We start from the raw sequence: 18,177 nt of genomic DNA, 5'->3' as shown, positions 1-18,177 counted from the left end.
TAGAATGAAAACGGAGCACTGAACGCGCAGTGTGTTTCGATTGAATCACTTCATTATTCCTTCATGTCCATGACGACGCCGCCCAGGCGGAACCGATCAGCCGGCGCCCCTGTCCTGGAATGGCTGGACCGCCACCCCCAGGGCTCGCACATGATGCACACGGCCCGCGAACTGCTGGCCGTGCAGGCCGTGCTGGCAGGCACGCTGCCGCCCGCCCTGGCGCGCCGGATCCAGGTCGCCAGGATCGATGGACCGAAAATCACCGTGGTGGTTCCCGGCCCCGCGCATGCCGCCCGGCTGCGGCAACTGACCGAAGCCGCCGCCCGGCGCATCCGCGATGCCGGCTGGCCCGTCGAACAGATTGTCGTCCGGATCGACGCCGCCATGGGACGGACCTGGACAGAAAAGCCCAGGCGGGAAACCGAGCCCCTGGGCGAAAACGCCTTGCGGTCCTTCGAGGACCTGGGGCGTCAGGTGGCGCCCGGGCCGCTGGCCGATGCCATCGGCCGGCTGCTGCGCCACCACCGCTCGTAAGCGATGATCAGGCGAGCTGCCAGTCGCGGGTAAAGGCGGCGGGCGCGGCGTCGCGCGACTCGTAGCTGATCAATTCCCAGCAATCCTGCTGAGCCAACAGCGCACGCACCAGCAAGTTGTTCAGGCCGTGGCCGGATTTGCAGGCAACGTAGCGCGCCACCAGGGGCCGGCCGGCCAGATACAAGTCGCCGATGGCGTCGAGGATCTTGTGTTTGACGAACTCGTCGTCGTAGCGCAGCCCGTCGGCATTGAGGACGCGGTATTCGTCCATGACGATGGCGTTGTCCAGGCTGCCGCCGCGCGCCAGCCCCATCGAACGCAAGGCCTCGACCTCGCTGGCGAACCCGAAGGTGCGCGCGCGGGCGATGGTCTTGACGTAGGAATCCCGCGCAAAGTCGATTTCTGCCGTGTTGGCGGTGGAATCGATGGCGGGATGCTTGAAATCGATCGAGAAAGACAGGGCGAAGCCGTCGTAGGGCTCCAGGCGCGCCCACTTGGCGGCCGGGCCTTCGCCTTCGCGGACCTCGACGGGCTTGAGCACCCGCAGGAAGCGCTTGGGGGCGGCCTGCTCCAGCAGACCGGCGCTGCGCAGCAGATAGACGAACGTGGCCGCGCTGCCATCCATGATGGGGACTTCTTCGGCGTCGAGATCGACGTGCAGATTGTCCACGCCCAGCCCGGCCAAGGCCGACATCAGGTGCTCGACGGTGGATACGCGCACGGAGCCCTGCTGCAGGACGGATGCCATCCGGGTGTCGCCCACCGCATCGGCGCGCGCGGGCAGATCCACGACTTCAGGCAGATCCACGCGGTGGAACACGATGCCGGTATTGGGCTCGGCCGGGCGCAGGGTGATTTTCACGCGGCGGCCGGAATGCACGCCGACGCCGGTGGTGGTCACGGACTGTTTGATGGTGCGCTGCAAGAGCATGAGATTTTTCGTCAACGATAAAGCGGCCCTGCAAAGCATGCTTTGCACGACCTGAACCCTCGTATTGTAATCAATATTCGGGTTTTCCACGATGGTTGTGTGCGGTACAGCCCGGTCAATGGCGGGCGGCCCGAGCGAAGGCGCGCCTTCCCCCAGGGGCAGGGGAAGACGCGCCAGGCGCCGCGAACTGCGATACGACAGCCGCGATGTGAGGTGATGAGGCGAAGCCGGCCGGGTCAGTCGGCCTGCTTGCGCAGGAAGGCCGGAATGTCGAAGTGATCCATGCCGGCCGTCTCGAGCGCCCGGACCTGGGCCGAGGCGTTGCTGCGCGGATTACGGATCACCGACGGCACATCCGTGCCCGAGAAGTCGTGACCCACGCCCACCGGCATGTTGTCCGTGCCCGTGCGCTGGGCCTCGGCGTTGTTCGACACCAGTTGCGGGCGGGACGCGGCGCCCAGGCCGGTGGCCACGACCGTGACGCGCAGGTTCTCGCCCATGGCCTCGTCGTACGCCGTACCGAAGATCACCGTGGCGTCGGCCGAAGCGTAGCTGCCGATCGTATCCATGATTTCCCGGGTTTCGCGCATCTTCAGCGAACGGCTGGCCGTGATGTTCACCAGGACGCCGCGCGCGCCGTGCAGATCCACGCCTTCGAGCAGCGGGCAGGCGATCGCCTGCTCGGCCGCGATGCGGGCGCGGTCGGCGCCGGAAGCCACGGCAGTGCCCATCATGGCCTGGCCCTGCTCGCCCATGATCGTCTTGACGTCCTCGAAGTCGACGTTCACATTGCCTTCGACATTGATGATCTCGGCGATCCCGGCGCAGGCATTGTGCAGGACGTCGTCGGCCGCGCGGAAGCAGTCTTCCTGCGTCGCGTCGTCGTCCATCAGTTCGTACAGGTTCTCATTGAGCACGACCACCAGCGAATGAACATGGCGCGACAGCTCGCGGATGCCTTCCTCGGCCATGCGCATGCGCTTGCTGCCCTCGAAGACGAAGGGCTTGGTGACCACGCCCACCGTCAGGATGCCCAGTTCCTTGGCGACCTCGGCCACCACGGGGCCGGCTCCGGTGCCGGTGCCGCCGCCCATGCCGGCGGTGATGAACACCATGTGGGCGCCGTTGAGCGCCGCGCGGATTTCCTCCCGGGCGGTTTCAGCAGCGGCGCGCCCCTGCTCGGGCTTGGCGCCCGCGCCCAGCCCGGTGCGGCCCAGACGGATCTGAACCGGCGCCTCGCTGGTGGCCAGCGCCTGGGCATCGGTGTTCGCGCAAACGAACTCCACCCCCTGCACGCCGGAACGGATCATGTGCGCCACGGCATTGCCGCCCGCCCCGCCGACACCCACGACCTTGATCATGGTGCCGTTTCTGCTGGTATCCAGCATTTCAAAATTCATCATGATTGACTCCCTCACATACGGAAAAACGAACAACTTCCCCTGAAAAGCTCATGGACGGCCCTGCGGCCGCTTCAATTCATGAACCACTCTTTCATGCGCGCCAGAATGGATTTGACCGTTCCCTTCTGTTGCGCCACCTTGCGCCCGCGTGCGCGCTGCATGCGCGCCTCGGTCAACAAGCCCATCACCGTCGAGAAGCGCGGATTACGCATCACGTCGGCCAAACTGCCCTCGTACATGGGCACGGCGACACGCACCGGCTTGAGGAACACGTCCTCGGCCAGCTCCACCATGCCCGGCATGAGCGCCGTCCCGCCGGTCAGCACGACCCCGGACGACAACAATTCCTCGTAGCCCGATTCGCGCACCACTTGCTGCACGAACCCGAACAGTTCCTCCATGCGCGGCTCGATCACCGCTCCCAGGGCCTGGCGCTTGACGCTGCGATTGGGGCGGTCCCCCAGGCCCGGCACTTCGATCATCTCTTCGGCATCGACCAGCGCCTGTTTGGCGATGCCGTGGCGCAGCTTGATTTCCTCGGCGTCGGGCGTCGGAGTGCGCAGCATGGCAGCGATGTCGCTGGTGACCTGGTCGCCCGCGATCGGAATCACCGAGGTGTGGCGGATCGCGCCGCCGGTGTAGATGGCGATGTCGGTGGTGCCGCCGCCGATATCCACCAGCACCACGCCCAGCTCCTTCTCGTCGGCCGTCAGGCAGGACAGGCTGGAAGCCAGCGGCTGCAGGATCAGGTCCTGGACTTCGAGGCCGCAGCGGCGCACGCACTTGACGATGTTCTGGGCCGCGCTGACCGCGCCGGTGACGATGTGCACGCGCACTTCAAGGCGCATGCCGCTCATGCCGATCGGCTCACGGATGTCTTCTTGCGCATCGACGATGAATTCCTGCGTCAGCACGTGCAGCACTTGCTGATCGGTCGGAATATTGACCGCCTTGGCCGTCTCGATCACGCGCGCCACGTCGGTGGCGGTGACTTCCTTGTCCTTGACCGCCACCATGCCGCTGGAATTGAAGCTGGTGATGTGGCTGCCCGCGATGCCGGTGTAGACCTCGCGGATCTTGCAATCGGCCATCAGTTCGGCTTCCTCCAGCGCGCGCTGGATCGAGTTCACGGTGGATTCGATGTTGACCACCACGCCCTTGCGCATGCCTTCGGATTCGTGCTGCCCAAGGCCCAGCACCTCGAACCCGCCGTCGGGCAGGATTTCGGCAACGACGGCGGCCACTTTGCTGGTGCCGATGTCGAGTGCAACGATCAGGTCTTTGATGTCACGGGTCATGGTCTGGTCGATCGGGAGGATGCGGTGGTTTCAGGAGACAGCGTGATCGCGAATCCATTCGGATAACGCAGATCGGCGCTGGCGATCATGCGGCCGCCCAGGCGGCGGGTCAGTTCCGGCCAGGCCTGGACGAAGCGTTCGATGCGGGCGGCGAACGGCAATGCGCCGGAGCGCCCATGCGGATCGGCGACGTCGGCGGCCGGATCCCGGCCCAGCGTCAGGCGCACGGCGTCGGAAAGCGTGACCTCCCAGGCGTAGCGGGGCGTCAGCGTGGCCTCGCGCACGCTCAGGCCCAGCGGTGCGAACCAGCGGGCGATTTCGGCGTAGCGCTGCACCACCAGGCGTTCGGAATTCGCCGGGCCATTGAGCTGGGGCAGATCCAGGTCGTCGGGCAGCTCACCCTGGTTGGCCGTAAAGGCCTCGCCCCAGGTGTTGATCATCTGGTTTTCGTTCCAGAAGGCCAGCGGCTGCTGCTCTTCGATGCGCACCTGCAGCGTGGCCGGCCACACCCGGCGGACGACGGCATGCCGCACCCAGGGCGCGGTCTCGATGCGGCGCCGGGCCTCATCCAGATCCATCAGGAAAAAATTGCCGCGCACCTGCCCCGCCAGCGCGGTCTGCAGGTTCAGCGGCGTGACGTACTGCAGGGTCGAGCCGGCCACCGGGGCCAGTTCGATCCGGGAAATCGAAAAATAAGGCCGCCGGATCGTCCAGAGCACGACGCCGACCACGATCGCCAACACTGCCAGCAAAGCCAGCAGGTTGGCGATCAGGTTGGTCAATCGGGCTTCCGCGAACACGTCCGGCTCCTTGATCCGTCTCAGCAGGCCCTGGCCTGGCGCAGCTTGCAGCGCGCCGTCGACAGGATTTCCACGCACAACTGGCCGTAGCTCATGCCAGCGGCACGCGCGCCCATGGGCACGAGCGAATGGCTCGTCATGCCCGGCGAGGTGTTCATTTCCAGCAGCCAGGGCCGGTCCTGCCCGTCGAGCATCACATCGGCCCGGCCCCAGCCTTCGCACCCCAGCACCCGATAAGCCTGCACCGTCAGATCCTGAATGTGCCGCGCCAGCGCATCCGGCAATTCGGCCGGGCATCCGTAGCGGGTGTCGTTGGACACGTACTTGTTCTGATAGTCGTAATTGCCCTCGGGGGCGAAGATTTCGATCACCGGCAGCGCCCGGGCGCCGGCCCCCGTCCCCAGGACCGGGATGGTCAATTCACGCCCGCGGATGAACTGCTCGGCCAGCGCCAGATTGTCGAAGCGGCAGGCCAGCGCCTGAGCGTCGCGCAGTTGATCCGCCGACTCGACCCGGGTCAGGCCCAGCGTCGAGCCCTCGTGCGGCGGTTTGATGATCAGCGGCAGGCCCAGGGTCTCGGCCAGGCCCGCCGGATCGGCGTCACATGCCAACTCGGCAAAGCGCGGCGTGGGCAATCCATGCTGCAGCCACAGGCGCTTGGTGGTGATCTTGTCCATGGCCAGACTGGAGGCCAGCGGACCGCTGCCCGTATAGGGGATCCGCAGCAGTTCCAGTGCGCCTTGCACCGTGCCGTCCTCGCCGTAGCGTCCATGCAGGGCGATGAAGACCCGGTCGAAGCCCGCCGCCTCCAGCTCTGCGAGGCTGCGTTCGCCGGTATCGAACAGATGGGCGTCCACGCCTTCTTCGCGCAGTGCGGCGCAGACACCCGCGCCCGACATCAGCGAGACTTCCCGCTCGGCGGAACTGCCGCCGTACAGCACGCCCACGCGGCCGAATGCCTGGCTCATAACGAACTCCCCAATTGCCCGGGCACGCGGCTGATGGAACCGGCGCCCATGATGATGACGACATCGCCGTCGCGTGCAAAATCCCCGATCGCGGCCGCCATGTCGGCCACATCCTCGATGAAGACCGGTTCGACCTTGCCGGCCACCCGCACTCCGCGGGCCAGGGCGCGCCCATCGGCGGCCACCAGGGGCGCCTCGCCGGCCGGATAGACGTCGGTGAGCAGCACGGCGTCGGCCATGCCCAGGACGCGCACGAAATCCTCGAAACAATCGCGCGTGCGCGTATAGCGATGCGGCTGGAAGGCAAGCACGATACGCCGGTCCGGCCAGGCGCCGCGCGCCGCCGCCAGCGTCGCCGCCATTTCGACCGGGTGGTGGCCGTAATCGTCGACCACGGCATACGTGCCGCCACCGTTCTTTTCCGCGACCGGAAAACGGCCGACCTGGGTGAAGCGGCGGCCCACGCCCCGGAACTGGGCCAGGGATTCAGCGATGGCGGCGTCGGGCACGCCCAGTTCGGTGGCGACGGCGATGGTGGCCAGCGCATTGAGCACGTTGTGCCGGCCGGGCAGATTCAGGCGCACGGACAAGGGCGCCAAAGCGCCCTGGGCGCCCTGGCGCTCGACCTCGAAGCACATGGTGGTGCCCTCGGCGCGCAGATCGCGCGCGCGCACCTGGGCCGGCATGTCGATGCCGTAGGTCGTCACCGGACGCGACACGAAGGGAATGATTTCACGCACATTGGCATCATCCACGCACAGCACTGCGCTGCCGTAGAACGGCAGGCGCTGGGTGAATTCGACGAAGGCGCTTTTCAAGCGCGCCACGTCGTGCCCGTAGGTATCCATGTGATCGAGGTCGATGTTGGTGATGATCGCCATCACCGGCAGCAGGTTCAGGAACGAAGCATCGGACTCGTCGGCCTCGACGACGATGTAATCGCCCTGCCCCAGCCGCGCATTGGCGTCGGCTGCGTTCAACCGCCCGCCGATGACGAAAGTGGGATCCAGCCCGCCGGCCGCCAGCACGCTGGCCACCAGGCTGGTGGTGGTGGTCTTGCCGTGCGTGCCGGCGACGGCGATGCCGCGCTTCAGGCGCATCAGTTCAGCCAGCATCAAAGCGCGGGGCACCACCGGAACGCGGGCGGCGCGCGCCGCCAGGACCTCGGGATTGTCCGCGCGAATGGCGGTGGACGTGACCAGCGCGCCCGCGCCCTGGATGTTTTCCGCGGCGTGGCCGATCAGGATGCGCGCGCCCAGCGACTCCAGCCGCCGCGTCACGGCGGTTTCCTGCACATCGGAGCCGCTGATGGCATAGCCCAGATTCAGCAGGACCTCGGCAATGCCGCTCATGCCCGAACCGCCGATGCCGACGAAATGGATATTGCGGATGCGATGCTTCATGCCGATTCCTCCAGACTATGGACGCAGGCATCGGCGATCAATTGCGCGGCGTTCAGACTTGCATGTTCGCGGGCATGGGCGGCCACCGCGGCCAGCTCGGGCCGCCGACGGGCCGCCAGCCAGGCCGACAGCCCGGCCGCGTCCAGGTCGGCCTGGCGCATCAGCCAGCCGCCCCCGCATTCCGAGAGATAACGGGCGTTGGCGGTCTGGTGATCGTCGATGGCGTGCGGCAGCGGGATGAACAGGGCCGCCACGCCCACGGCGGCCACCTCGGCCACGGTCATCGCACCGGCCCGGCAGACGACCAGATCGGCCCAGCCCAGCGCCTCGGCCATATCGTCGATGAAGGCCACGACCTCCCCCGCCACGCCCAGGCGTTCGTAATTCAGGCGCACGCCCTCGGCATGGCGCTCGCCCGCCTGATGCCGCACGAGCGGCCGTTCGTGCGGCGGCAGCATTGCCAGCGCCTCGGGCACCCATTCGTTCAAACGGGCGGCCCCCAGGCTGCCGCCCACCACCAGCAGACGCAGCGGCCCCTGGCGCCCGGCGTAGCGCTCGGCCGCCGGCGGAATCGATGCCAGCGAGGCGCGCACCGGATTACCGACCATCAGCGCATCGGGCAGCGCCCCCGGAAAACCGCACAGCACCCGGCTGGCAAAGCGGGCCAGGACGCGATTGGCGGTGCCCGCCACGGCATTCTGCTCGTGCACGACCAGGGGGATGCCGGCCAACCGCGCCATCAGGCCGCCCGGGAAAGCCGCATAGCCGCCCATGCCCAGCACGACATCGGGGCGGTGCTCACGCAGCAGCCGTCGAGCTCGCAGGCAGGCGGCGCCCAGAGTGAAGGGCAGCTTCAGCAAGGTCGCATACCCCTTGCCGCGCACGCCGCCGAAACGCAGCGGCAGCAGTTCGATGCCGCGCGCCGGCACCAGCCGGCCTTCCATGCGGTCCGGATCGCCCAGCCACAGGACTCGCCAGCCGGCAGCGCGCAAGACCTCGGCCACGGCCAGCCCGGGCATGATATGCCCGCCCGTGCCCCCCGCCATGATCAGGATCGTGCGCGCGCTCATCGCCGTTTCCCCCGCATCATGCAGCGGGTCTCGTAATCCACCCGCAACAGCAGCGCGATCGCCGCCAGATTCATGACGATGCCGGAGCCGCCATAGCTGACCAGCGGCAGCGTCAGCCCCTTGGTGGGCAGCAGGCCCAGGCAGACGCCGACGTTGATGAAGGCCTGCACGCCCAACCACAACACCACGCCTTGGGCGACCAGGCCATCGAAGACCCGCTCCAGCACCATGGCCTGGCGGGCGATGTCGAAGCCCCGCATCACGATATAGACAAAAACGCCGATCAGGCACAGGACGCCGGCCAGGCCGAGCTCCTCGCCGATGACGGCGACGATGAAGTCGGTGTGCGCCTCGGGCAGGTAATGCAGCTTCTCGATGCTGGCGCCCAGACCGACGCCGAACCACTCTCCCCGCCCCAGGGCGATCAGTGAATGGGACAACTGGTAGGCGCTGCCGTAGGCATTGTCCGGATTCCAGGGGTCCAGATAGACGAACAGCCGCTCGCGGCGCCAGGGGGACAGCCAGATCAGCATCAGGAAGCTGGACATCACGCCGCCCAGCAGCAAAGTGAACAGCTTGAGGTTGATCCCGCCGATGAACAGGATGCCGACGGTGATTGCGCCGATGACGATGAAAGCGCCCAGGTCGGGCTCCAGCAGCAACAGCACCCCCACCAGCATCAGCGCCAGGGCCATGGGCGCGAAACCGCGCACGAAACCGCGCACGAATCCTTGCAGATGCGCCTGTTTGCGCACGACATAGTCGGCCGCATAGAGCAAGATGGCGACCTTCATCAGTTCCGATGGCTGGAAGTTCACGATGCCCAGGGGCAGCCAGCGCCGGGCGCCGTTGACCTCGCGGCCAAGACCGGGCACCAGCACGACCATCAGCAGGACCAGCGCAAACACGAACAGCGGCACCGAGACTTTCTGCCAGATCCGCATCGGCACGCTGGCGGTGAACAGGGCGCCCAGCAGGCCGATGAGAATGAAGGCGGCATGGCGGCCGACGAAGTAGAAGCGGCCGTAGCTTTCATAGCGCGGCCCGTCGGCCAGGGCGATCGAGGCCGAATACACCATGAGCAGCCCGAACAGGACCAGCGCGCTGACCGCCACGATCAGGCCGACGTCCACGCTGGGCATGGCCGTGCGGCGGTTCGAGCGCGCCGCGTTCACGCCGTTCCCCAGGGTGCCCGATACGCTCATGCCACCTCCCCGCGCTCAATCGCCAGCTCGCGCACGGCTTCCACGAAGCAGGCGCTGCGATGGGCGTAGTTGCGGAACATATCCATGCTGGCGCAGGCCGGTGACAGCAGCACGGCGTCGCCCGGCTGCGCCAGCGCCATGCCCCGGGCCACGGCCTCTTCCAGCGTGCCGCAGGGCTGCAGCGGCACCTCGCAATCCCTCAGCGCCTCACCGATCAGCGGCCCGTCCTGGCCAATCAGCAACACCGCGCGCGCGTGGGCCCGCACGGCCGGCGCCAGGGGGGAGAAATCCTGACCCTTGCCTAGGCCGCCGGCGATCAGCACCACGGGACGGCCCAACCCTTTCAGAGCCGCCAGCGTGGCGCCCACATTGGTGCCCTTGCTGTCATCGATGAAATCCACGCCGGCGATCGTCCGCACGAATTCCGTGCGATGCGCTTCGCCCTGATAACTGCGCAAGGCATGCAGCAGCGGCGCCCAGTCCAGACCGGCGGCGCGGCACAGGGCCAGCGCCGCCAACGCATTGAGCGCATTGTGGGTGCCCCGGATCCGCAACGCCTCGGCCGGCATCAACGCCTGGGCAGATGCGGCGGGCCGCCGGGCGGGAGGCGCTTCGGTCGCCGCGCGGCGGCGACGCGCCGGGATCCTGGCGGCCGGGTCGGCTTCGGCCTCGGGCGCGGCGGCGAGCCAGGCCAGGCCCTGCTGCATCAGCAAACCGAGGTCTCCCGCCAGCGATGGGGCTTCCATGCCGAATCCGCGCACCCGCTCGCCGGCCAGGTCGCCGACCATGTCCCGCACCAGCGGATCGTCGCGATTGACGACGGCGATGCGCGCCATCTCCAGCAGACGCGCCTTCGCCGCGGCATAGGCTTGCATCGAGCCGTGCCAGTCCAGGTGGTCCTGCGTGACATTAAGCACCACGGCGGCATCCGGCGCCAGGGTACGGGTGGCTTCCAACTGGAAACTGGACAGCTCCAGCACCCAGGCTTCGGGCAGTTCGTCGCGCTCCAGCGCATCCTGCAGACTGGCCAGCGCCGCCGGGCCGATATTGCCCGCGGCGCGCACGCGGCGTCCGCTCGTTTCGATCAGGTGGCGCACCAGCGACGTGACCGTGGTCTTGCCGTTGGTGCCCGTCACCGCCAGCAGCGTCGGCGTGTAGCCTTGCGCCCGCAGATCGGCCAGAGCACGGGCAAACAGCTCGATCTCGCCCAGAACTTCGATGCCCCGTTCGCGCGCCGCCGCCAGCAGGCCGGCCACGGGCGCCTCGCGGGGATTCAGGCCCGGGCTGAGCACCAGCGTATGGACGCCGTCGAGCGCCTCCGCCACCAGGGCGTCCGGCCCCAGGCGCAGGTCGGCGGCGATACCATCGGCCCGCAGGGCTTCCAGGCCGCCGGGCTGCGCACGCGTGTCCAACACCCGCAAGCGGGCGCCGCGCGCGGCGCACCAGCGCGCCGCCGCCACGCCCGTTTCCCCCAATCCCAGGATCAGGGTCAGGCCGTCGCGGCGCAGGGAGGGGAAATCGCACGCGTCCGTCATCGCAGCTTCAGGCTCGCCAGGCCCACCAGGACCAGCATCATGGTGATGATCCAGAAACGGACCACCACCTGGGTTTCTTTCCAGCCGCCCACCTCGAAGTGATGATGCAGCGGCGCCATGCGGAAGATGCGCCGGCCTTCTCCATACCGTTTCTTGGTGTATTTGAACCAGGTGACCTGCAGCATCACCGACAGGGTCTCGACCACGAACACGCCGCCCATGATGAACAGGACGATCTCCTGGCGCACGATGACGGCGATGGTGCCCAGCGCGCCGCCCAGCGCCAGTGCGCCCACGTCTCCCATGAAAACCTGGGCGGGATAGGTGTTGAACCAGAGAAAGGCCAGGCCCGCGCCCGCGATCGCCGCGCACAGCACCATCAGCTCGGAGGCGCCCGGAATGTAGGGAAACAGCAGGTACTTCGAATAATCCACCCGCCCGACCACATAGGCGAAGATGCCCAGGGCCGAGCCGATCATCACGGTGGGCATGATGGCCAGCCCGTCCAGCCCGTCGGTCAGGTTGACGGCATTGCTGGTGCCCACGATCACCAGCCAGGTCAACGCCACGAAACCGAACACGCCCAACGGATAGCTGACCGTCTTGAAGAACGGCACGATCAGGTCGGCACGCGCGGGCAGCGGCATCGAAAAGCCGCTCAGGACCCATTCGCGAAACAGCGGCCAGAGCTCGGTATTGGCCGGCACCGACACGGCAAAGCTGAGGTACACGGAAGCCACGGCGCCGATCAGCGCCTGCCAGAAGAACTTCTGCCGGGCCGGCATGCCCTCGGGATCATGATGCACGACCTTGCGGTAGTCGTCCGCCCAGCCGATCCAGCCGAAGCCGAAGGTCACCAGCAGCACCACCCAGACGAAGCGGTTGGTCCAGTCCGCCCACAGCAGGGTACTGATGCCGATGCCGATCAGGATCAGCGCGCCGCCCATGGTGGGGGTGCCGTTCTTCTGCAAGTGCGTCTGCGGGCCGTAGCTGCGCACCGCCTGGCCGATCTTCAGCGCCGTCAGGCGGCGGATCAGCCAGGGGCCGGCCAGCAGGCCGATGGCCAGCGCGGTGGCGCTGGCCAGCAGCGCGCGGAAAGTGATGTACTCCACGACGCCAAAGGCGCGGAAATGCTCATCGGACAGCCAGCGCGCCAATTCAAGCAGCATGATCGCCTCCCCGGACCGCGGCACCCGTGTCAAGCGCCTGGACGACGCGCTCCATGCGCATGCTGCGCGATCCCTTGACCAGGATGTGGCCCGGACGGGCCGCCAGCAGATGCGGCAACAGTTCGTCGAACGTATCGAAGGCCTGGGCCTGCGGACCGAAGGCCTGCGCGGCCCCCCGGGCGGCGGGCCCCAGCGTCAGCAGCGCGTCCACGCCGCACTGGCGGGCATAGGCGCCCACTTCGGCGTGCATGGCCGGCCCCTGATCGCCGACTTCGGCCATATCGCCCAGCACCAGGATGCGGCGGCCATCCAGGCCGGCCAGCACATCGATGGCGGCGCGCACGGAATCCGGGTTGGCGTTGTAGCTGTCGTCGATCAACTGAAACCCGTCGGCCAGCGGCCGGGGCTGCATCCGTCCGCCCACCGGGGCGAACGCGCCCAGGCCGGCCGCAATGGCCGCCGCCGGCGCGCCGGCGGCCCAGGCGCAGGCCGCCGCCGCCAGGGCGTTGCGCAGATTGTGGCGGCCCGGAGCGTGCAGGACGACGGGGACGGTTTCCGCCCCCAGGTGCAGGCGGAATTCCGTCTGCGCCGTCCCGGCGCGGATCTGCGAGGCATGCGCATCGGCGGTCTCCGCGAAGCCGAAGCATCGCGTCAATCGGCCGCCGGCCAGCTCTCGCCAGAGCCCGCTGTAGTCTTCGTCGGCCGGAAAGACCGCCACACCGTCGGCGGGCAACGCCTGCAGCACGGCGCCGTTTTCGCACGCCACGGCCTCGACCGTGTTCATGAATTCCTGGTGCTCGCGCTGCGCATTGTTCACCAGCGCCACCGTCGGCTGAGCGATGGCCGCCAGCACGGGGATTTCCCCCGGGTGGTTCATGCCCAGTTCCAGCACGGCGGCGCGATGCGCCGGGCGCAGCCGCAGCACCGTGAGCGGCAGGCCGATCTCGTTATTGAGATTGCCGTGCGTGGCCAGCCTCCCGGCCTCGCCGCACCAGGCCGCCAGAATGGCGCTGATCATTTCCTTGGTGGTGGTCTTGCCATTGCTGCCGGTGACCGCGATGACCGGCATGCGGAACTGGCGCCGCCAGGCCGTGGCGGCACGCTGCAGGGCCTGGCGGGTATCGCCCAGCACAATCAGCGGCAGGCCGGCATCGGGGATGGGTCGGGCCACGATGGCCGCGCGCGCGCCGGCCGCGGCCGCGTCGGCCAGATGATCATGGCCGTCGAACCGTTCGCCTTCGAGCGCCAGGAACACGGCGCCTGCCGGCAGCGTGCGCGTATCGGTGGACACGGTTGCGCCCTGCTGCCAGGTCAGGGCAAAGCGCGCCCACTCGCGATCATCGAAGGCGCTGCGCACATGCCGGACTTCCTGGTAGGTCTCGTGGCCTTTGCCGGCCAGCAGCACCACGTCATGCTCGCCCGCGCCCCAGATGCTGTCCAGGATGGCATCGGCCCGGTCCACCCGGACCGCCGGACGGGCCGGCATGCCCGCCAGGATCTGTTCGATGATGGCTTCGGGCGATTCGGTACGCGGGTTATCGGTCGTGACCACGACCTCATCGGCCAAGCGGGCCGCCACGGCGCCCATCAAGGGCCGTTTGCCGGCATCCCGATCGCCGCCGCAGCCGAATACGCAGCGCAGGCGGCCGCCGCGGCCCAGAGCCAACGGCCGCAACGCCGTCAGCACCCGCTCCAGCGCGTCCGGCGTATGCGCATAATCCACCACGACCAGCGGCTGGGGCCGGGCGGCGCTTGCGCCACCCAGCGCCGTGACCACCTGCAGGCGGCCCGGCACCGGATGCAGCACGGCCAGGGCGCGGGCGATGCGGCTCAGCCCCCAGCCCAGCTCGCGCAGCACGCCGGCCACCAGCAGCAGATTGGAAATATTGTGTTCTCCCACCAGGTGGGTCAGGATCTGGGCGCTGCCATCGGGCGCCACCAGATTGAAGACCAGGCCCTTGGCGCCGTGCTGGATGTCCTCGGCCCGGAAGGCCGCCGCGCTGTCGCGCCGCAAGCTGTAGCCGACCCGATGGCCGGACGGCGCGGCGCCGGCCAGCAGTTCGCACCCTGCCGCATCGTCGGCGTTGATGACCGCGCCGCGCAGGCCCGCGCGCGCAAACAGCGCGAACTTGGCTTGCTTGTAGCGTTCTTCCGTGCCGTGATAATCCAGGTGATCGCGCGTCAGGTTGGTGAAGCCCGCAACCTGGATGCTGACCCCATCCAGACGCCCCTGCTCGATCCCGATCGAAGAAGCCTCGATGGCCGCGGCCACGCCGCCGGCACGCACGATGGCGGCCAGACTGCGGTGCAGCGTCAGCACATCGGGCGTGGTCAGCGCGCCGCCCAGGTTGCTGCCGTCGGCCAGCGTCACGCCCAGCGTGCCGATGGTGCCGCACGGCATGCCTTCGGCGTTCAGGGCCGCGGCGATCCACTGTGTGGCCGATGTCTTGCCATTGGTGCCGGTCACGGCGATGACGGTCAATGCATCGGACGGGCGCCCGTACCACAGATGGGCGACCTCGCCCAGCAGCGCCGCCAGGTTGTCGATTTCGAGCACCGGCACGGCGCCGGGCGAAGGATGGGGGCCGCCGGCCTGCCGGACGATGGCGGCCGCGCCGGCCGCCACGGCCGCATCCATGTAGGCGCGGCCATCCGCGGCAATCCCCGGGCAGGCGAAGAATACGTCGCCCGGCCGCAACTGGCGCGAATCCAGGCAGAGATCCGCCCTGCGATCGACCCGCTCGTCCAGCCAGGCCATGATGTCCAATAACATGATCATTGTGTGCGTTTCCCTTGCTCCGCCACGGCCACCAGGGAATCCAGGGGCGCATCGGGCCGCACGCCGAGACGGCGCAAGGTGCTTGAAACGATGTCGGAAAAGACGGGAGCGGCCACGCGGCCGCCATAATACCCTCCCGTACTGGGCTCATCGATGGATACGGCCACGACGATGCGCGGATCGGATACCGGCGCCAGGCCGACGAAGGAGCCGCGGTATTTGGTCTTGCTGTACTGGCCGTCGACGATCTTGCGCGCCGTGCCGCTCTTGCCCGCCACCCGGTAGCCCTGGACCCGGGCGCGCTTGGCGCCGTCCGGGCCGGCGGCGGCTTCCAGCATGCCGCGCATCAGCCGGGCGACCTGGGGCGTATAGACCTGAACGCTGGTGGGCTGCCCCTCGCGGCGCAGCAGAGAGAGGGAGACCATGTCGCCGTTGCGGGCGAAGACGGTATAGGCATGGGCGACCTGAAGCAGCGAAACGGACAGCCCGTAGCCATAGGCCATGGTGGCGCGCTCGATCGGCCGCCAGCGCTGCCAGGGCCGCAGACGCCCGGAGGCCATGCCGGGAAAATGCGTCTGGGGAACGCGCCCGAAGCCCAGCGCCGAGAATTTTTCCCACATCGCCTGGGATGACAGGCGCTCGGAAATCATGGTCATGCCGATGTTGCTGGAGCGCTGGATGATGCCGCCCACGTCCAGCACGCCGTTGCGGCTGACATCGGAAATCACGGCGCCCTGGTAGCTGTAGCGGCCGTTGCCGGTGTCGAATTGCGTCTGGGTGGTGATCTTTCCCTCGTCCAGCGCCAGCGCCGCCGTGAACGGCTTCATGATGGAGCCGGGCTCGAAGGTATCGGTCACGACACGGTTGCGCAATGCCTGGCCGGTACGCTCCGACGTATTGTTCGGGTCGTAGGACGGCAGGTTGACCATCGCCAGGATTTCACCCGTGCGGGTATCCAGCACGATGGCCGCCGCAGCGCGGGCCTGGTGCGCCTTCATGGCCGCGTTGAGGGCCGTGTAGGTATCGAACTGAATCCCGGCATCGATGGACAACTGCAGGTTCTGGCCGTCGACCGGCGGCACCACGGCCTGCACGTCCTCGATCACGCGGCCCAGCCGGTCCTTGATGACGCGCCGCGAACCCGGCTGCCCCGACAGCAAGTCGTTGAACGCCAGTTCGATGCCTTCGATGCCGCGGTCTTCGATGTTGGTGAAACCGACGATATGCGCCATGACCTCGCCTTCCGGGTAGAAGCGGCGCGTCTCGGCCAGTTGATGGACCCCGGGGATCTTCAACTGCTGGATGGCCTTGGCCTTGTCCATGGCGACCTGCCGCTGCAGGTAGACGAAATTCTTGTCTTCGTCCCGCGTGAGCCGGCGCAATTCCGCAGGCTTGGTATCCAGCAGGCGCGCCAACTCGGCGACCTGCTTCTCGGAGGCTTTGTGGAAATCCTCGGGGATCGTCCAGATGGCCCGGGCCGGCATGCTGGAGGCCAGCACCACCGAGCCGCTGCGGTCCAGGATCTTGCCGCGCGATGCCTGCAGCACCAGGGTGCGCTCATAGCGGCGCTCGCCCTGACGCTGCAGGAATTCGTTGGACAGAATCTGCACGTTCAACGCCTTGGCCCCCAATGCGGTGAAGCCCAGCATGAGCACGATCACCACGAGCCGCGCGCGCCAGAAGGCCGGGCGGCTCGCCAACACGGGGCTCTCATGAAAACCAAAACGCTTCATGGCAGGCCCTCCTGCGCAACGGGGGCCGGCTGCTGCAGGTAGATCGTGCGGTCCGGCGTCACCGATACCAGGTGCAGGTCCGTGCGGGCCAGCGAGTCGATGCGGGCGTTGCGGGCCAGTTCCGCCCGTTCGAGCTGCAGGCGGCGCCATTCCGCATCCAGCTCATGGGCATGGGACTTCAGCCGCTCGGACGCCACGAACAGCTCGCGCGTCTGGAAACGCACCGTGACGAGGGAAAGGGCCGAGGCCATCAGCAGGAACGCCAGGAACAGGGTCAGGCGGATCATCGCGCAGCCCTCCCTGCCCGGCCGCGCGCCGGCGCACGGCCGGGCAGGCGGATGAAACCGGCGGCCTCGTCTTGCGACAGAGGCACGCTGGTGCGTTCGGCCACCCGCAGCACGGCCGAGCGCGAGCGCACGTTGTCCGCCACCTCGGCCTCATCCGCCTGGATGCGGCCCAGCAAGGTGACGTAGGGCTGCGGCATGTCCCGTTCGGGGATCGGCAGGCGCGCCCGATCCCGCCCCGGATGCGCGGCGGCAGCCAGACATTGCTTGACCATGCGGTCTTCCAGCGAGTGGAAGCTGATCACGGCCAGACGCCCTCCTTCGCGCAGGCGGGTCAGCGCTGCCGGGAGGGCGTGCGCGAGCTGCGCGAGCTCTTCATTGATGTGAATCCGTACAGCTTGAAAGGTGCGGGTGGCCGGGTGTTGACCCTTTTCGCGCGTACGGACGACACTGGCGACGAGCTGGGCAAGTTCGCCCGTGGTGCGCAGCGGCTCGGATTGGCGGCGCGCAACAATCGCCTTTGCAATCTGGAAAGCAAACCGTTCTTCGCCATAATCTGCGATGACCTCCTTGATCTGTGTCTGGTCGGCTTCCGCCAACCATTGCGCCGCCGTCTGTCCCCGGCTGGTGTCCATGCGCATATCCAGCGGGCCATCCCGCATGAATGAAAATCCGCGTTCCGCCTCGTCGATCTGAGGCGAAGACACGCCCAGATCCAGCAATACCCCGTCCACCCGGGCGATGCCCAGGCGATCGAGCTGCACATCCAGCGAGGCAAAGCCGTCGTGCACGATCTCGACCCGCGCGTCGGTCGCGCGCAACGCCTGCGCCTCGGCAATGGCGGCGGGATCCTTGTCGAACACCAGCAACCGCGCCTGCGGAGCCAGCCGGCTCAACAGCAGGCGGCTATGCCCCCCGCGCCCGAAGGTCCCATCCACGTAGATCCCGTCGCCCGGCGGCGCGTCCCGCTCCGGCATCGCCGGACGACAGCCGAATGCGGGGCTCAACAACGCGTCGATAGCCGGTTCCAGCAGAACGGTGCGATGGGAGTACGCCATGTACGGG

The 18,177-nt window shown here is 67.9% G+C and carries 15 protein-coding genes; 1 reads left to right on the top strand and 14 read right to left on the bottom strand.

The window, feature by feature from the left end:
- The first annotated feature begins 63 nt into the window (after positions 1–63).
- On the top strand, positions 64–534 hold the full coding sequence (locus ABRZ00_RS07620) for a DciA family protein (protein ID WP_368642437.1): 471 nt from the start codon (positions 64–66) through the stop codon (positions 532–534).
- 7 nt (positions 535–541) lie between these two features.
- Here the strand turns inward: ABRZ00_RS07620 and lpxC are convergent, their stop codons facing one another.
- The 14 genes from lpxC to rsmH all read right to left on the bottom strand — a co-directional run bounded on the left by lpxC (position 542) and on the right by rsmH (position 18,170).
- Positions 542–1,465 (bottom strand): UDP-3-O-acyl-N-acetylglucosamine deacetylase, encoded by a 924-nt coding sequence (lpxC, locus tag ABRZ00_RS07615; protein WP_343836856.1) that lies wholly within the window; start codon positions 1,463–1,465, stop codon positions 542–544.
- A gap of 236 nt (positions 1,466–1,701) precedes the next feature.
- Positions 1,702–2,868 (bottom strand): cell division protein FtsZ, encoded by a 1,167-nt coding sequence (ftsZ, locus tag ABRZ00_RS07610; RefSeq protein ID WP_343836858.1) that lies wholly within the window; start codon positions 2,866–2,868, stop codon positions 1,702–1,704.
- Positions 2,869–2,939: 71 nt separating this feature from the next.
- Complete coding sequence (gene ftsA / locus ABRZ00_RS07605) at positions 2,940–4,166, bottom strand: cell division protein FtsA (protein WP_323026434.1); 1,227 nt, start codon at positions 4,164–4,166, stop codon at positions 2,940–2,942.
- Positions 4,163–4,966, bottom strand: coding sequence for a cell division protein FtsQ/DivIB (locus tag ABRZ00_RS07600; protein WP_343836862.1), 804 nt, complete (start codon positions 4,964–4,966; stop codon positions 4,163–4,165). Before ABRZ00_RS07600 ends, ftsA begins: the two co-directional genes overlap by 4 nt.
- Before the next feature lie 20 nt (positions 4,967–4,986).
- Positions 4,987–5,934 (bottom strand): D-alanine--D-alanine ligase, encoded by a 948-nt coding sequence (locus tag ABRZ00_RS07595; RefSeq protein WP_343836864.1) that lies wholly within the window; start codon positions 5,932–5,934, stop codon positions 4,987–4,989.
- Entirely contained in the window at positions 5,931–7,337 is a 1,407-nt protein-coding gene (murC, locus tag ABRZ00_RS07590) for a UDP-N-acetylmuramate--L-alanine ligase (protein WP_368642438.1), read from the bottom strand. Before murC ends, ABRZ00_RS07595 begins: the two co-directional genes overlap by 4 nt.
- Positions 7,334–8,407, bottom strand: a complete 1,074-nt coding sequence (gene murG, locus ABRZ00_RS07585) for an undecaprenyldiphospho-muramoylpentapeptide beta-N-acetylglucosaminyltransferase (protein ID WP_368642439.1) — start codon at positions 8,405–8,407, stop codon at positions 7,334–7,336. The genes murC and murG overlap by 4 nt, the downstream gene beginning before the upstream one ends.
- Positions 8,404–9,612 carry a putative lipid II flippase FtsW gene (gene ftsW, locus ABRZ00_RS07580; protein ID WP_343836871.1) on the bottom strand — a complete coding sequence of 403 codons (1,209 nt, stop codon included), beginning with the start codon at positions 9,610–9,612 and terminating at the stop codon, positions 8,404–8,406. Before ftsW ends, murG begins: the two co-directional genes overlap by 4 nt.
- Positions 9,609–11,147, bottom strand: coding sequence for a UDP-N-acetylmuramoyl-L-alanine--D-glutamate ligase (gene murD / locus ABRZ00_RS07575; protein WP_368642440.1), 1,539 nt, complete (start codon positions 11,145–11,147; stop codon positions 9,609–9,611). Before murD ends, ftsW begins: the two co-directional genes overlap by 4 nt.
- A complete protein-coding gene (gene mraY, locus ABRZ00_RS07570; protein ID WP_343836876.1) occupies positions 11,144–12,316 on the bottom strand; it encodes a phospho-N-acetylmuramoyl-pentapeptide-transferase in 1,173 nt (390 codons plus the stop codon). Before mraY ends, murD begins: the two co-directional genes overlap by 4 nt.
- On the bottom strand, positions 12,306–15,095 hold the full coding sequence (gene murF, locus ABRZ00_RS07565; protein ID WP_368647644.1) for a bifunctional UDP-N-acetylmuramoyl-L-alanyl-D-glutamate--2,6-diaminopimelate ligase MurE/UDP-N-acetylmuramoyl-tripeptide--D-alanyl-D-alanine ligase MurF: 2,790 nt from the start codon (positions 15,093–15,095) through the stop codon (positions 12,306–12,308). The genes mraY and murF overlap by 11 nt, the downstream gene beginning before the upstream one ends.
- Positions 15,092–16,828: a peptidoglycan D,D-transpeptidase FtsI family protein gene (locus ABRZ00_RS07560; RefSeq protein WP_368647643.1), complete on the bottom strand. Its 1,737-nt coding sequence runs from the start codon at positions 16,826–16,828 to the stop codon at positions 15,092–15,094. The genes murF and ABRZ00_RS07560 overlap by 4 nt, the downstream gene beginning before the upstream one ends.
- On the bottom strand, positions 16,825–17,115 hold the full coding sequence (gene ftsL / locus ABRZ00_RS07555) for a cell division protein FtsL (protein ID WP_343836883.1): 291 nt from the start codon (positions 17,113–17,115) through the stop codon (positions 16,825–16,827). The genes ABRZ00_RS07560 and ftsL overlap by 4 nt, the downstream gene beginning before the upstream one ends.
- Positions 17,112–18,170 (bottom strand): 16S rRNA (cytosine(1402)-N(4))-methyltransferase RsmH, encoded by a 1,059-nt coding sequence (gene rsmH / locus ABRZ00_RS07550; RefSeq protein WP_368647642.1) that lies wholly within the window; start codon positions 18,168–18,170, stop codon positions 17,112–17,114. The genes ftsL and rsmH overlap by 4 nt, the downstream gene beginning before the upstream one ends.
- Between the last annotated feature and the right edge of the window lie 7 nt (positions 18,171–18,177).

This window comes from Castellaniella ginsengisoli, assembly GCF_040955415.1.
GTDB lineage: Bacteria > Pseudomonadota > Gammaproteobacteria > Burkholderiales > Burkholderiaceae_B > Castellaniella > Castellaniella ginsengisoli.
Note: the sequence above shows the minus strand (reverse complement) of the source record. Positions and strands in the feature narration are given on the sequence as shown.